13 protein-coding genes are annotated in these 15,140 nt (G+C 55.4%); 10 read left to right on the forward strand and 3 right to left on the reverse strand.

The annotated features are described in order from the left end of the window. The first annotated feature begins 8 nt into the window (after nt 1-8). Both J7413_RS09960 and J7413_RS09965 read left to right on the forward strand, forming a co-directional pair. Nucleotides 9-1,037, forward strand: a complete 1,029-nt coding sequence (locus tag J7413_RS09960) for an ABC transporter permease (RefSeq protein ID WP_209097926.1) — start codon at nt 9-11, stop codon at nt 1,035-1,037. Next, a complete protein-coding gene (locus J7413_RS09965) occupies nt 1,034-2,185 on the forward strand; it encodes an ABC transporter permease (RefSeq protein WP_209097927.1) in 1,152 nt (383 codons plus the stop codon). Before J7413_RS09960 ends, J7413_RS09965 begins: the two co-directional genes overlap by 4 nt. 58 nt (nt 2,186-2,243) lie before the next feature. Here J7413_RS09965 and J7413_RS09970 read toward each other — a convergent pair whose 3' ends face one another. Next, nucleotides 2,244-2,708: a J domain-containing protein gene (locus J7413_RS09970; protein ID WP_209097928.1), complete on the reverse strand. Its 465-nt coding sequence runs from the start codon at nt 2,706-2,708 to the stop codon at nt 2,244-2,246. Nucleotides 2,709-2,942: 234 nt separating this feature from the next. Then, on the reverse strand, nt 2,943-5,417 hold the full coding sequence (locus tag J7413_RS09975; protein WP_209097929.1) for a mechanosensitive ion channel family protein: 2,475 nt from the start codon (nt 5,415-5,417) through the stop codon (nt 2,943-2,945). A gap of 198 nt (nt 5,418-5,615) precedes the next feature. Here J7413_RS09975 and J7413_RS09980 point away from each other — a divergent pair, with 198 nt between their 5' ends. Genes J7413_RS09980 through J7413_RS10015 form a run of 8 tightly spaced genes read left to right on the forward strand, consistent with a single transcriptional unit; the run spans nt 5,616 to nt 13,428 of the window. Further along, entirely contained in the window at nt 5,616-6,893 is a 1,278-nt protein-coding gene (locus tag J7413_RS09980) for a nucleotide sugar dehydrogenase (RefSeq protein ID WP_209097930.1), read from the forward strand. 35 nt (nt 6,894-6,928) lie between these two features. Continuing rightward, a complete protein-coding gene (locus tag J7413_RS09985) occupies nt 6,929-8,152 on the forward strand; it encodes a glycosyltransferase (RefSeq protein ID WP_247743438.1) in 1,224 nt (407 codons plus the stop codon). Further along, nucleotides 8,149-9,396 carry a glycosyltransferase family 4 protein gene (locus tag J7413_RS09990; protein WP_209097932.1) on the forward strand — a complete coding sequence of 416 codons (1,248 nt, stop codon included), beginning with the start codon at nt 8,149-8,151 and terminating at the stop codon, nt 9,394-9,396. The genes J7413_RS09985 and J7413_RS09990 overlap by 4 nt, the downstream gene beginning before the upstream one ends. 4 nt (nt 9,397-9,400) lie before the next feature. Beyond that, a complete protein-coding gene (locus J7413_RS09995; RefSeq protein WP_209097933.1) occupies nt 9,401-10,480 on the forward strand; it encodes a glycosyltransferase family 4 protein in 1,080 nt (359 codons plus the stop codon). Then, nucleotides 10,477-11,064 carry a histidine phosphatase family protein gene (locus tag J7413_RS10000; RefSeq protein WP_209097934.1) on the forward strand — a complete coding sequence of 196 codons (588 nt, stop codon included), beginning with the start codon at nt 10,477-10,479 and terminating at the stop codon, nt 11,062-11,064. Before J7413_RS09995 ends, J7413_RS10000 begins: the two co-directional genes overlap by 4 nt. After that, entirely contained in the window at nt 11,061-12,203 is a 1,143-nt protein-coding gene (locus J7413_RS10005; protein ID WP_209097935.1) for a glycosyltransferase, read from the forward strand. Before J7413_RS10000 ends, J7413_RS10005 begins: the two co-directional genes overlap by 4 nt. Further along, complete coding sequence (locus J7413_RS10010; protein ID WP_209097936.1) at nt 12,200-12,955, forward strand: polysaccharide deacetylase family protein; 756 nt, start codon at nt 12,200-12,202, stop codon at nt 12,953-12,955. Before J7413_RS10005 ends, J7413_RS10010 begins: the two co-directional genes overlap by 4 nt. Continuing rightward, nucleotides 12,952-13,428, forward strand: a complete 477-nt coding sequence (locus J7413_RS10015; protein WP_209097937.1) for a class I SAM-dependent methyltransferase — start codon at nt 12,952-12,954, stop codon at nt 13,426-13,428. Before J7413_RS10010 ends, J7413_RS10015 begins: the two co-directional genes overlap by 4 nt. Nucleotides 13,429-13,461: 33 nt before the next feature. Here J7413_RS10015 and J7413_RS10020 read toward each other — a convergent pair whose 3' ends face one another. Next, a complete protein-coding gene (locus J7413_RS10020) occupies nt 13,462-15,117 on the reverse strand; it encodes a U32 family peptidase (protein ID WP_209097938.1) in 1,656 nt (551 codons plus the stop codon). Between the last annotated feature and the right edge of the window lie 23 nt (nt 15,118-15,140).

Consider the following 15,140-nt stretch of genomic DNA (forward strand, 5'->3'; position numbering starts at 1 on the left):
AGCACGGAATGGCCCTGCTGCGGTTCGCGGTTTTCCGGTTTCTGACTATGCTCGCCACGCTCGTGGTGGTGTCGGTGTTGGTGTTTGTGATCATCAATCTGCCGCCGGGAGACTACCTGTCTAATCAGATCAATGAATTACGTGCGACAGGGCAATCCAATGGGATCGCCAAGGCAGAGTTCCTCCGGCAGGAATATTCCCTCGATCAGCCGTTGTGGAAGCAATACCTGATCTGGGCGGGTTTCATGCCGGGGCCGCATGGGTTTGCCGGGCTACTTCAAGGCGAATTTGGCTGGTCTTTTGAATTTGACAAGCCGGTGGCCGATCTTGTGGGCGGCGCGCTTTGGATGACAGTGCTTGTCAATCTTGCTGCGGTGCTTTTCATCTATGCTGTGGCGCTGCCGCTCGGGGTTTTGGCGGCCGCCAAATCCAAAACTTGGATTGACTATACCTCTGCATTCATCGGCTATCTTGGCCTCGCCACACCGAACTTTTTGCTGGCATTGATCCTGTTTTACTATGGCAACCGCTATCTCAACCTGCCCATTGGCGGCTTGATGGATCCGCAGTTTGAAGGTGAACCGATGAGTTTTGAGAAGATGAAGTCAGTGCTCATTCACCTGATCATTCCAACATTCGTCATCGGCACCTCTGGTGCGGCCGCCATGATGCAGCGACTGCGGGCAAACCTGCTCGATGAGCTTGGAAAACCATATGTGGAAACGGCGCGTGCCAAGGGGATGAGTGAACCACGGATGCTCAGCAAATACCCCCTACGTGTGGCGTTTAACCCGTTTGTAGCCGATATCGGCACGCTATTGCCGTCTCTGGTGTCAGGGTCAGTTCTGGTGTCGGTGGTTCTGGGGTTGCAGACCATTGGGCCGCTCCTGTTGTCCGCACTTAAGTCTCAGGATCTGTTCCTGTCAGCCTTTGTGTTGATGTTTGTGGCGCTTCTTACGCTGATCGGCACTTTGGTGTCTGATCTGTTGCTCGCGCTGCTTGATCCGCGCATTCGATTTGGAGGGCGGGAGCGATGAGCATTCAGCCAGACGGGCGGTTTGTCGACCAGGCGCCGTACAATCCCGAAGCTGCAGCAGAAGCGCGCAGTGCGGAATTGGATATGTCCAATGCGCGCTTGCTTTGGCTGCGGTTTAAGCAACACAAGCTGGGGCTGGTTTCCGGGATCTTTCTACTACTGGCATATTTTTCGCTTCCTTTTGCCGGGTTTATCGCGCCTTACGGGCCCAATGAGCGGTTGGAGGACTACATCTATGCTCCGCCGCAGCGGATGCATTTCATTCATGACGGGCGTTTCATCGGCCCGCATGTTTATCCGACCACGGCGGAAATGGATCTGGAAAGCTTCAGTTGGAAATATGTGCCGGATACCGACACGCCAATGATGCTCGATTTTTTCTGTGAAGGGGCTGACTACAAGCTCGCAGGCTTCATTCCGTCCGACACGCACCTATTTTGCGCACCTGATGGGGCCACTCTATTTCTGTTTGGGGCTGATCGTCTGGGACGGGATGTGTTCTCTCGGATCCTCTATGGCGCTCAGCTTTCGCTGACGGTGGGTCTTGTGGGCATCACGGTTTCTTTTGTGATTGGCATCATCTTGGGCTCTATCGCAGGGTACTTTGGTGGCTTTCTGGATTGGGTCATCAACCGTGTGATCGAAATCTTGCGCAGTTTGCCGGAGTTGCCCTTGTGGCTTGCTTTGTCCGCAGCAGTTCCCTCCCACTGGGGACCCGTGGCGGTGTTTTTCATTATCTCGATCATCTTAGGCATTCTGGACTGGCCCGGGCTGGCCCGTGCGGTGCGCTCCAAATTCCTGAGTTTGCGGGAAGAAGAGTTTGTCAAAGCGGCGGAGATGATGGGCGCAAAGCCCAGCCGGGTGATCAAAAAGCACCTTTTGCCCAACTTTCTCAGCCATCTGATTGCAAGCGCGACATTGTCTATTCCTGCAATGATCTTGGGGGAAACGGCGCTAAGCTTTCTGGGGCTTGGCCTGCGCGCACCAGCGGTGAGCTGGGGAGTGATGCTCAATGACGCGCAAAATCTTGCGTCGATTGAAATCTACCCCTGGACCGCGATCCCGATGTTGCCAATTGTAGTTGTGGTTTTGGCGTTCAACTTCTTTGGTGATGGCCTGCGGGATGCGATGGATCCGAACCGAAGCTAAAACTGAAAGAGGGTGGTACCGGACCACCCTCAGTGCTTTGAGCTAACTCGTGACAGCTTTAATGGCAGACAGAAAAGAGTGGCCGCCGAGCGGCCGCGCTCAGTTTGCGGCGAGTTTCCTCAAAGAGGGAAGACGCTGCATTCACCAAAGTCTGTTCTTCCGCATCCCATTTTGTTTCGGGTTTTGGTGGCGCCTCGGGCTCCGCCTGTGGCTCTTCTGGCGTTTCGCGCTTTGTGTATGTCTGGCTATTGGGTCTGGTTTTGCTTGAGCGGCGCGGCTTTTTTGATGGTGCGCTGCTGACCTTTGCTTCTTCTTCCGCCTCTATCTTGGAGCGGTGATAGGCCAAGGCGTCAAATGCTGCATTGATGTCAGCCATGCGAAGGCTGGCTTCTTCAGGGTCGTTTTTCGCAAGATCAGGGTGATACCGTCTTACAAGTTTGCGCCACGCGGAACGCATCTCTTTGTCAGAGACATCTGGTGTCACTTCAAGCAGTTCATAGGCGCGCTCAATCTCAGGCGACATTTCACCCCCTCCGCAGACCGATCCCATGGTCCGCAACAAATCCCACCTTTTTGCTAGCGCGTTTACCCTTTGTTTAAAAGTAGAGACGGCGCGAATGGTTAACGGTGGCGCGAGGCCAATCGCGAAATTTTACGTGTTTGGACCTCAAATTGTGGACGCGATCACATTTGGAAAAAGCCAAACCTTGCGCAGCACCCAAGGTCTTTTTGTTCCCATTGTCCTTGGGTTGCGTAATCAGCGATCATCGCCGCCAGAGGCCTCTTCCAACGCATCCTCATCGATAGCCGCTTCGACTGCGCCCACCACTGCTTCGCGTTGTTTCGGAGTCAGCTCTTCGCCTTTCTCTTCATCAGCAATACGCACGGTCACTTCGCGGTGCGCAAATTTGATGCCTTCGCGCGCAAAGAGTTCGCGAATTTCCTGATAGACTTTCTTGCGCACAAGCCATTGATCGCCCGGTTTTGTCATGAACTTCACTCGGATGATCATCGCGCTGTCCTGCATTTCAATCACGCCTTGTGATTTCAACGGTTGGATAAAGTTGTGACCAATGACCGGATCATCCAGCAGCTCAATACCAAGCTTTTTCACCAGTTTGCGCACACGCTCGACATCCGTGTCGTAGGTGACGCGCAGCTTTAGCTTCATAATCACCCAGTCGCGAGAATAGTTGGTCAGATATTGAATCTCTCCAAATGGGATCGTGTGCAAAGGGCCCAAATGGTGGCGCAGTTGGAAAGATCGCACGGAAATTTTCTCGACTGTTCCTTTGACAGAGCCAATGTCGATGTACTCCCCTTTGCGGAATGCATCGTCAAACAGGAAGAAGGCGCCAGAAAAAATATCCCTCACCAAGGATTGCGCGCCAAAACCGACTGCGAGGCCGATCACACCAGCGCCAGCGAAGAGTGGGCTGACGTTAACGCCTAGTTCCAGAAGCGCGATCAGGAGGATCGAAACGACGATAATGACGAGGATAAAACTGCGAAACAGCGGGAGCAATGTTGCCAGACGGCTTGCTCCAGTGGCGCCACCTTCGTCGCCGGGTTCAACACTTTCGGTTTCACCTGCTTCGTCTTGGATTTTGGTGTCCACCCAAATGCGAAAGGCGTGAAACAAGATATAGCCAATGAAGCAAATTATGGCCACATCCAGAGCTTTGTCGAAGACGCTGGTCTGTGCCATCATCTCTTCTGCACCGAAAATGGTCAGTGCTGCATAGAGACCAGAGACCAACGCAAGGATGCCTGCCACGCGGCGCGCAAGATCCTCAAAGGTATGTATGCTGCTGGATTGCATGTGTTGCTTGAACGCGCGCAGTTCTTCGTCTGTATCTTCACTCTCAATGATATCATCTGCTTCTGCCGGTTGTGCGGCGAGTTCATGTGCGGTGCCTTCTATCGGGGGATGCGCCGCTTCTGCTTGCAGCTTTGCGGCCTCTTGTTCCGCTTCTGCGCGCTCTGCGGCTTCGTTGGCGGCGCGCACTTTGCGCGCGCGCTCGAAATAGCGTTCGATTGCAAAGTTGAAGGTCGCATAGACCACAATTGTGGCTGCAAAAATCATATATGCACCGGCAATCGGCGGAATAGAAAGCTCGTTCCCTAGGACAATGTCGAAGGCTTGCTCTGTAAAACCGTAGACCACGTAGAGCATGAACACCGGCGCCCAGAGTATGCTGATCAGCCGGACGGGCAAACTGGCTTCTGCGATTGTTTTGCCATTGCGAATGGCATTGGAGATGGCGTTGCGGTTCACCAAAACCATTGCCAAGTTTCCGATGGCAAATACGGTCAACAGCATAAGGGTCATAACCGCAAAAACATCATAGTTCAGGCCCAGCTGTTTCAGCCACTCCCCAAAGAAAGCGGTGCAGATGTTAAGTGCGCCCAAAGTGAACATCCAGCGATGTAAGCGTTTTGCATCGCGAGACGAGAAACTGGGAATGCGATACTGGTCGAGGTAGGGCGATAGGATCATGCGCCAGACAAGGGCGACCAAACGGCTAAGTCCGTAAGCGACAAAAATCGAAATCAACGTGAAGCGGATGGCGCTGTCTTCTTCGCCGCCGATTATCGAGGATACGACGACGCCCATAATTGCGGCTACAACCATGGAAAACGCGACGCCGATGAGCCCACCTACGAAGCGGACCAGCAGGAAAGGAAGTTTTTCTGAATAGCCTTGAGGGTTCTGTTTGATCATTGGCACGACAAAGCGCGCCGCAATTTTCGGACCATAGATCCTGCGCTCTGCCAGGGCGCCGACCAAGAAGAAAGCCAAGCACCACAACAGTGTTCTGACAAACGCCATTATGGTGCCATCCGGGCTTGAGGCGCGCAAAATGAACTGCACTTCGTTGATGGCTGCTGGAAGGGCGTCCAGGCGTTTCAAAAAGATACTGCGGACTTGATCCACTTCTGACTGAGCGCGCATTAGAAATGCGTCTGTTTCTTGCGTGGCTGTGGCGACGCCGCCAGCGTCGTTCGCGGTGTTTGTTTCACCCAGCGTGCTGGTGCCATCTGGTTGCAAGATGATCACTTGCACCCCAGTGTTTGCAGCTTCTTGCATAAGCTTGTTGAGTGCGTCGTCGCCACTGCTTTCCGCAGACGGAGGGCTACCAGTGCTTGGCAAAAGAGCAGCCGTTTGTGCCGAGGCCACAATCGGCAACATTAGGATCATGCAAAGGCTTGCAAGCAGGTGACGCAACATTTCGGACTTGCCCCTCAAATCAGTCTCTATTTTGGTCTAGCCTTAAGTGGCGTTTCGCGCAAATGGCATCGCGCGTGTGCGCAAGCGATCGGTCGAAACCGCGCATCTGAGGTGTTAGGGCGTGACAAGCTTTGGTAAACAGGGTAGCGCCTGAAACGAACGGTAAGCAGCGCAAGCGAGCGGAAGGACTGGGCACAGGTGACCCTTACAAGAGCAGAGAAAATCGCTGTTTTAGGCCTTGGCTATGTGGGGTTGCCACTGGCTCTTGGGCTTGCGCGTGCAGGATTTGATGTTGTTGGTTTTGACACGAACCCCAAGCTGATTGAAGGGCTTTCGGCAGGACGTGATCCCAACGGGGAAGTCGCAGCAGACTCGCTGGCAAAGACGTCCGCAGTGTTCAGCGATGCGCCCGATATGCTCAAAGGCTGTACAGCGTTTATCCTGTCCGTGCCGACCCCGATCACAGACGCGAAAGCCCCTGATCTTGGGCCGGTTCTTGGGGCGTGTGACACCATTGCGCCGTACCTCACTTCGGGTGCGCTGGTGGTGCTGGAAAGCACGGTTTACCCGGGTGTCACCGAAGAGGTTTGCGGCCCCGCGTTGGCGCGTGCAAGCGGACTTGTCGTTGGTGCAGACATAAAGCTGGCTTACTCGCCGGAGCGCGTGAACCCGGGGGATGCGGAACATACGCTGGAAAATGTGGTCAAGGTCGTAGCCGCACAGGATGCGGAGACACTCTCGCGTGTTGAGGCGATCTACGCACCAGTGATCAAAGCTGGGCTGCACAAAGCCAGTTCGATCAAAACCGCAGAGGCCGCAAAGGTGATCGAAAACACGCAGCGGGATTTGAACATCGCGCTCGTAAATGAGTTTTCGTTGATCTTTTCGCGCATGGGGCTGGATACGTTAGAAGTGCTTGAGGCCGCCGGCACCAAATGGAACTTTTTGCCATTTAAGCCTGGTCTGGTCGGCGGGCATTGTATCGGGGTGGATCCCTATTACCTGACGTTCCGCGCGGAACAGCTTGGCTATCATCCTGAGGTTATTCTGGCAGGGCGACGGATCAATGATCACATGGGCCGCCATGTGGCGCAGGAAATGATCAAAGGCATGTTGTCTAAGGGAACCAATCCTGCGGGCGCGCGTGTTCTGGTGATGGGATTGGCGTTTAAGGAAAACTGTGCAGATACGCGCAACACCCGCGTCGCAGACATTGTAGACGAATTGCAGAGCTACAGTGTGGCGGTGGATGTCTGGGATCCGTGGGTCGATCCAGATGCTGTGCATGCTGAATATGGCATCACACCTATTCAAAAGCCTGAAAACGGGGCATATGACGGTGTTGTCGTTGCCGTTGCGCATCGCCAGTTTACAGATATGGGAAGTAAAGCAATCAGAAACCTCGGAAAATCCGAGGCATTGCTTTACGATATCAAAGGTGTGCTGCCCAAGTCCGAGTCGGACTTGCGGTTGTAATGAAGGTGGGGCGAAATTTGTCTGAGGTGCATTCGATGACAGGTGAAATGGCGGCCAATGCTTCCCCGCGAGTGCTGCTTTACAGCCACGACACATATGGCCTTGGACATTTGCGCCGCTCTCGTGCGCTTGCCACTGCCATAACGCAGGCGGACAGCCGCATCTCTGCGCTGATTTTGACAGGCTCGCCGGTGGCGGGGCGGTTCCCCTTCCCAGATAATGTAGACCACATCCGTTTGCCAGGTGTCACAAAGACTTTGGATGGCAACTATGAAAGCGAACGCCTCGGTTTACATATCGACGAAACCACGGCGTTGCGGGCTGGCCTGATCAAGGCGACCGTTGAGCACTTTGATCCCGACATCCTGATTGTGGACAAAGAGCCCACAGGCTTTCGTGGCGAATTGTTGCCTGCCCTTGAATGGTTGAAACTGAAGCGTAAGGCGCATCTGATCTTGGGCCTGCGCGACGTGTTGGACGAGCCCAAAGTGCTTGCCGCTGAGTGGGCACGTAAAGGGGCTGTTGAGGCGGCAGAGCGGTACTACGACGAAACTTGGGTTTACGGGTTGCGCTCAATTTACGATCCAACCGCCGGGCTTGAGCTTTCCGACAGTTTTCGCGAACGCATGACCTTTACGGGCTATTTGCAGCGCGAAGCATTCAGCGATGATACTGCACCAGAAGAGCCATATATCCTCGTCACGCCCGGTGGTGGTGGAGATGGTGCAGGTATGGTCGATCTTGTGCTCTGTGCCTATGAGCAAGATCCAGACCTCTCTCCGCGTGCGGTGCTTGTCTATGGGCCTTTCCTATCGGGGGAAGTACGCGCAGATTTTGAAGCGCGCGTGGCGAAACTGAATGGGCGAGTGCATGCGGTTGGTTTTGACAGCCGCATGGAGACTTTGATGGACGGGGCGCAAGGCATCGTATCAATGGGAGGCTACAACACGTTTTGTGAAGTGCTCTCGTTCGATAAACCGGTGGTTATTGTGCCGCGCACGCGACCTCGTATGGAGCAGCATATCCGCGCAAGCCGCGCCGAGGCGCTGGGTTTGGTTCGCATGTTGGATGAGCACCGCGATGGCTTTACACCAGAGGCGATGATTGCCGCCATTCGCGGATTGCCAGATCAACCGAAACCCAGCAATGCGTTTGTTCCGGGGCTGTTGGATGGTCTGGATGTGGTTTCAGAACGCACGCTGGCGATGCTGGGCATTTCTGCGCTTAAAACGAAGTCGAAGGCACAAGGCGTCGCATGAAGTCACAAAGACCGAAGCTGGCAGTGGTTGTCAAAGGATGGCCGCGCCTTTCAGAGACGTTTATCGCGCAGGAATTGGTGGCTCTGGAGGAGATGGGCTACGATATGGCGCTCTGGTCGCTGCGGTTTCCGACCGATAAAAAGCGCCACCCTCTGCATGACCGGCTGAATGCACCGGTGCACTATCTGCCAGAATATTTGCACCAAGAACCCATGCGCGTTTTGCGTGGGGTTTTGGCGGGCGTGCTAAAGCCGAGGTTTTGGCGTGCGGCTAAGTTATGGCTGAAAGATCTGCGGCGCGATGGGACGCGCAATCGTGTGCGTCGTTTCGGTCAGGCCTGCGTTCTGGCACATGAATTGCCGAAAGATATTGATCTGCTGTATGCGCATTTCATGCACACGCCGGCCTCTGTGACGCGATACGCGGCAATCATACGTGGTTTGCCTTGGTCTGTGTCGGCTCATGCGAAAGACATTTGGACCTCTCCTGATTGGGAGAAACGGGAGAAGCTGCAGGCCTCCACACATGGGGCGGCGTTTCTGGCAACATGCACTGGGGTGGGTGCTCGGCACTTGGCTGGGCTCGCCGATCAAGAAAGCCGCGTCGAATTGGTGTACCACGGTTTGGATCTGTCCCGCTTCCCTGAGCCGCCAAAACCGCGTGCCGCTGATGGTGTGGTGCGGTTTCTGTCAGTTGGGCGGCTGGTTGAAAAGAAAGGTTTTGATCGTCTGATAACGGCCCTTTCACTTTTGCCAAACGATTTGGAGTGGCGCTGGGAGCACATCGGCGGGGGGGATCTTGGCACTTCGTTGAAGGCAGATGCCGAACGGTTGGGTATCGCAGATCGGATCATCTGGCGCGGTGCGTGTGATCAGCCAGAGGTGATTGAGGCTTTGCGTGTATCTGACGTCTTTGTTTTGCCCAGCCGCGTTGCGGGTGATGGAGACCGTGATGGCTTGCCCAATGTTTTGATGGAAGCAGCCAGTCAAAAGCTATGTATCTTGTCCACGCCTGTGTCAGCCATTCCGGAATTTATCACAGACGGAGAGCATGGCGTGCTGAGCAGTGATGCTCCTGATGCGCTGGCTGATGCGATGGAGCGCTTGGCGCGTGATCCGGCGCTAAGGATGAAGTATGCGGAGGCGGCCTATCTGCGCCTGATCACATCTTTCTTGATGCAGCCGGGTATTGCGCAACTGGATAAGCGGTTGCAAGCTGCGGTGACGGTGGATCAGAAGGGGTAAGAGGATGGGGCGGATCGCGTTTTATGCGCCCTTGAAATCGCCGAACCATACGGTTCCGTCTGGAGAGCGGGAGATTGCCCGCAACCTGATGCAGGCTTTGGCGGTCGATGACGTGGTTCCTGTTCTGGCATCTGAGTTTCGCAGTTTTGAGAAACAGGGAGACGCTGCACAGCAACAAGTGCTCATCGCGCAGGCTATGCAAGAAGCCGACAAACTGATCGCGCGTGGCAAGGCAGAGGGCTGGCAGGCCTGGCTGACTTATCACAATTATTACAAGGCCCCAGATCTTCTTGGGCCCTTGGTGACGCAGGCTTTGGGCATTCCGTATCTCCTTGTTGAAGCCACGTTGGCCAACAAACGTTTGGATGGTCCATGGGCCGCTTTTGAACGCCGTGCCAAAACTGCGTGCCAAGCGGCAGATGTGATCTTTTCCTTTACCGAACGCGACGCGATAGCTTTGCGCGCTGAATTGGGGGCTGAGAAGCTTGTCTCACTCCCCCCCTTTTTGGCGCTGGAACGGTTGCCGGAAATTGCTAAACCAGAGGCTCCAATCGTGTTGGTGGCAGGTATGATGCGCGAGGGGGACAAATTTGCCTCCTATCAGATTATTGCCGACACCCTTGCGCAGATGCCTGACCAAGACTGGCAGCTTGAGGTTGCTGGCGGTGGGCCAAAACAGGCTGAGGTCGCTGCACTGTTGGCGCCATTTGGCGCACGCGTCCGTTTTCTTGGACAGCTGGATGCCGCTGGCATGGCCGCCGCCTATGCCCGAGCGAAGGCGTTTTTCTGGCCCGGGGTGAACGAGGCGTTTGGCATGGTTTATTTGGAAGCCCAGGCACGTGGAGTGCCCGTCATTGCGGAAGATCGTCCAGGTGTGCGGGAGGTTGTTGACCCATCGGGATTGGTTGCACAGGGCTCCGCAAAGAGTCTCTCTGATGCTTTGACGCGCGCGCTTTTTGATGCGTCATACCATCTCCAACGATCCGAAAAGGCACGTGCATTGATTAAGGCGCACCACCTGATGCCAGCTGCGCGTGACACCCTTTGGAGTGCGCTAAGACCACTATTGAAAGAGAAAACATGATCAAATTTGCGATGATGCGTCATGGTCATACGGCCTGGAACCGCGCTCACCAGATTCAGGGGCGCACTGACATTCCATTGGATGACCAGGCCCGTGCAGATTTGTCAGCGTTTGCATTGCCCGCCCCCTGGCAGGAGGCGGATCTTTTTGCCAGCCCGCTCATGCGCGCGCGTGAAACTGCGGAGATTGTTGCTGGCCGGGCACCCAAAACTGCGGTCGCATTAACAGAGATGGATTGGGGCGTATGGGAAGGTCAAAAAGGTGTGGAGTTGAAGGCAGATCCCGCCAGCGGTTTTCGCGATATTGAAGATTGGGGTTGGGACTACCGCCCACCCGAAGGGGAAAGCCCGCGTGAGGTCTGGGAGCGTATTTCCCCTTGGCTCCTTGCACGGGAACGGGACACGCTTGCGATCTGCCATATCGGGATTATGCGGATGATATTGGCCAAAGCGCACGGCTGGAATTTTGATGGACCTGCGCCGTTTGCCGTGAAGCGAAACCGGCTTTTTGTGGTGGAACTTCAGAATGATATGCTAAAGGTCGCGCACCCGGAGATAATTCGATTGGAGAGGCGCAGCGCATGAAGGTTTTGATCGCTGTTACCCATCTGTTGGGCACAGGGCATTTGGCGCGGGCCATGACTTTGGCACGGGCTTTTGTGAAAGGTGGTCATGAGGTTTTGGTGCTGTCTGGCGGTCGGCCAGCGCCACATTTGACAGAGGGCGATGTTGCAGTCGTGCAGCTACCCTCTCTGGCGTCAGATGGCGTGGATTTCTCCAAACTGATGACGGATCTCGGCGTTGAAGCAGATGCCGCCTATTTGTCCTCTCGTCGCAGCGCAATGGTCCGCGCTGTGACAGAGATGCAGCCGGATGTGGTGATCACCGAGCTGTTTCCATTTGGCCGCCGCAGTCTTGCGGATGAATTCAGAGCGTTGTTGGAAGCTGCGCGTGATCTGGCCCCGCGTCCGCTGGTTCTGGCGTCTGTACGCGATATTCTGGCACCGCCCTCCAAAGCGCGCAAAGCAGCACTCGCGCGAGATATGCTAAGCGAATTTTATGACGCTGTTCTGGTGCACTCTGATCCCGATTTGACGCGGCTTGAGGTCAGCTGGCCGGTCACAACCGATGTTGGCCAGAAGCTGCGGTACACGGGATATGTCGCGCCTGCCGCCCCAGAGCCGACAACCGCCGGGGCTGGAGCAGGTGAGGTTCTGGTGAGTGCCGGTGGCGGTTCGGTTGGGCAAGCGTTGTTTGAATGCGCGATTTTGGCGGCCAAGCGCAGCCCGTTGCGCTGGCGGCTTTTGGTTGGTGGCGCAGATAAAGAAGAGCGTATCGCGGCACTGCGCGCGCAAGCCAACGATCCTATGATTACGATTGAAGCTGTGCGGCCAGATTTTCGGCAGCTCCTCAACAATGTGACCGCGTCGGTCAGCATGTGTGGCTACAACACAGCGTTAGACGTGTTGCAAACCGGTGTGCCTGCGGTGTTTGTGCCCTTTGACGACGGTGGCGAGGTGGAGCAGACCCTGCGCGCGCGCGCACTGTCGGCACAGCCCGGAATTGAGATTTTGAGCGCAGCCGATTTGTCACCTGAGACGTTGAAGGCAGAGGTGAAACGCGCCGTTGCCCATGGCCGCCGCAGTGCGTCTGGCCTGCGCATGAATGGCGCGGCAGAGACAGTGCGGATCGCCGAGGACATGCTGGCGAGTGCGCGCGCATGAAGGCTGACTGGCAACCGCTGAGAGCAGAGTTCCGCACTTGGCGGTCCGAAGGATTGACGCTGCCGTTTTGGTGGCGGGATGACGATGCCGTGGTGCCGACGCCTGAACTTGACCAACTTTCGGCGCTCAGCGCGGCGACCGAAGTCCCTGTTCACCTTGCGATTATTCCGAAACAGGCAACGCAGGCATTGGCGGATGTGCTGGACGTGCGCTTTGTGCCGATCGTGCATGGTTGGGATCATGTCAGCCATAGTCTGCATGGGGTTAAGAACGCCGAGTTTGGCGCTGGCCGACAGCTTGAAGCTGTAGAGGATGATTTGAGAAACGCGATTGGGCGGATGCAAGCTCTTTTTGGATCGCGTTTGGCACCAATGTTTGTGCCGCCATGGAACCGTATGGATACGGCGTTTATGCCAACCCTTGCTGAGCTGGGATATGATGCGGTGTCTGCGTACAATCCACGTAAGCGGGCGTTTTCTGTTGCGGGCGTTGCTCAAATCAACACGCACCTGGATCCGATTTTCTGGCGTGGGACCAGAGGGTTGGTTGAGCCGGAGGTTCTGGTCGCGCAAGTGGTTGCTTTGTTGAAAGACCGCAGAGCGGGTGTCACGGACAATCACGAACCTTTGGGATATTTGACCCACCACCTTGTGCACGATGCAGATATCTGGGAGTTTTCCAGCGAGTTTTTGAAAGAGATTTGCGATGGGCCGGTTCAGCTCTATCGCCATGACCAAAGGGGCGAATTATGAGCCGTTTGAACAGCATGATGCGCCGTCTGGCCGCCCAAGCAGATGGGCTTGAGTGGGGCAACACCATGGTGGACAGTCTCGCAGGGGACTTTCTGGACATGGGGCTCGGCAATGGTCGCACCTACGACCACATCCGTGAGATTGCGCCAGACCGACGGATCTGGGTGATAGACCGTGCCCTGAATTGCCACGCGTCCTGTGTGCCTCCAGAAGAGGATTTTCTGCAGGGCGAAGCCGAGGAAATGCTGCGAAAAATGGCTTCCGACGGCACTAGAGTCGCTCTGGCGCATTATGATTTTGGCTTTGGGGACAAAGATAAAGATGTTGCAGAGGCCGCACGCCTCTCGGCGTTTATCAAAGAGATCATGCTGCCTGGTGGCGTGTTGGTGTCTGGCCAGCCGCTGGTTGGGTTTGAGCAGGTGCGTGGGCCGACCACCGTGGCACCAGAACGCTATTATTTTTACAGAACATAAGCTTACGCCCGGTTTGTAACCGGGCGTTTCACTTCATTCTGCGGCGGGCAACTTCAGTTCGGTGGCTTCTGCGCGGCTGAGCATAGAACCCATTTTTCGCTCCTTAAGAACGGCGCGTGCTTTGGCGTACATCGGGTCTTCCCAGAAGATCAGGCAGCCATTGCACCCCTTGCCGCAGCACCCTTCTGTGCCTTTGCGGTTGGTTTTGAAGCGCTTGGTGTTGGTGTCAGCCTCAATTGCCTCAACCAAAGCATCGCGGCGACGCTTGTAGGCGGTTTCGTTGGTGGTGTCTTTGACCTCCATGGCGAGCGCCGTTTTGTCGAGTTGCAGACGTTTCCATTGCTCATCTGTCAGCGCGCGCTCTTTGCGGATCACCGTCATGGCTGGGAAGTTTTCGCGAAGATCCGTCAGGTCTTCGTGGGGAAAGAGAGAGAAGGGCAGGCGGATCACGGTTTTGGTGGAGCCGTGGATCACGTCCTTTTTCTCACCCGTTTCGGCGAGTTCATAGTCGTATGCGCGCAGCAGGATGGTGTTGCGGGCAATTGGTGACACGATTTCAAGCACATCGCCGGGCTCAAGCTTGTTTTTCACTTCCACATGAAACGCGTCGTCGACCACATCGGTCACAAAACCCGCATACTCCCAATGCGCAATGGCTTGTGTCTGTTCATAGCCATGCGCGAGGTTGGTCAGGCGGCCTTTGTGGAAGGCGAGCGTGTAGCCACGATTGCCGACGGTTTCCAGCTCACCCATGTAGTTGGATGCGTCCCAATTGTCCGGGTCAGCATAATAGTCATCAATCGCCATGCGGTAAGCACGGGCCACAATTGCCGCGTAGTATTCTGATTTTCCACGCCCCTCGACCTTCAGACTGTCCACACCGATGCGCAGATAGTCATCCAGTTTGGGCAGCAGGCATAAGTCTTTGGAATTTAGGATATAACTGCCCCGTTCATCCTCCTGAATCGGGAGGAATTCACCGGGGCGTACACCTTCCTCCAGCAGGAATTCGAACATGTGCAAATTGTCTTCGTCTACAATCAGTTCCTGTACGGTGCCGTCTTTCAGGCGCATGTGGAACTTGTAGTTCCAGCGGCAGGAGTTGGCGCAGTTGCCCTGATTGGCGCCGCGTTCGGCCATGAAATTGGACAGCAGGCAGCGGCCGGAGTAGGTCATGCACATAGCGCCATGCACAAAGGCCTCAAGCTTGATGTCGGGACATTTTTCGCGAATCTCTTCGAGTTCGGGAAAGCTCACCTCGCGGGCGAGAACGACAAGGTCAGCGCCCTGCGCCTGCCAGAACTGAGTGGTTAGCCAACTGGCGATATTGGCTTGTGTCGAGACATGCAGAGGGATCTCTGGGGCACGTTCGCGGACGTATTGGAAGACGCCAGGATCAGAGATGATAAGCCCATCGGGGTTCACCTTGCGAACGGTGTCGATGTATTCGTCGAGTTTTGGAATGTCTTTGTTATGGCTGAACAAATTCAGCGTGAGATAGGCGCGTTTTCCGTGCGCGTGACAGAATTTCACGCCTTCGATCACGTCTTCAAGCGAAAACTCAGACTTGGTGCGCAGGCTCATGTCGGGGGTGCCGAGATAGACGGCGTCTGCCCCGTAAAGAATGGCCATTTTGAGTTTGCGGAGGTTGCCAGCTGGCATCAAAAGTTCGGATCTGTGTTGGGTCATCGCATGCGCTTTCCTGATCAGGA

The sequence above is a fragment of the Shimia sp. R10_1 genome, assembly GCF_017744095.1.
Taxonomy (GTDB): domain Bacteria; phylum Pseudomonadota; class Alphaproteobacteria; order Rhodobacterales; family Rhodobacteraceae; genus Shimia.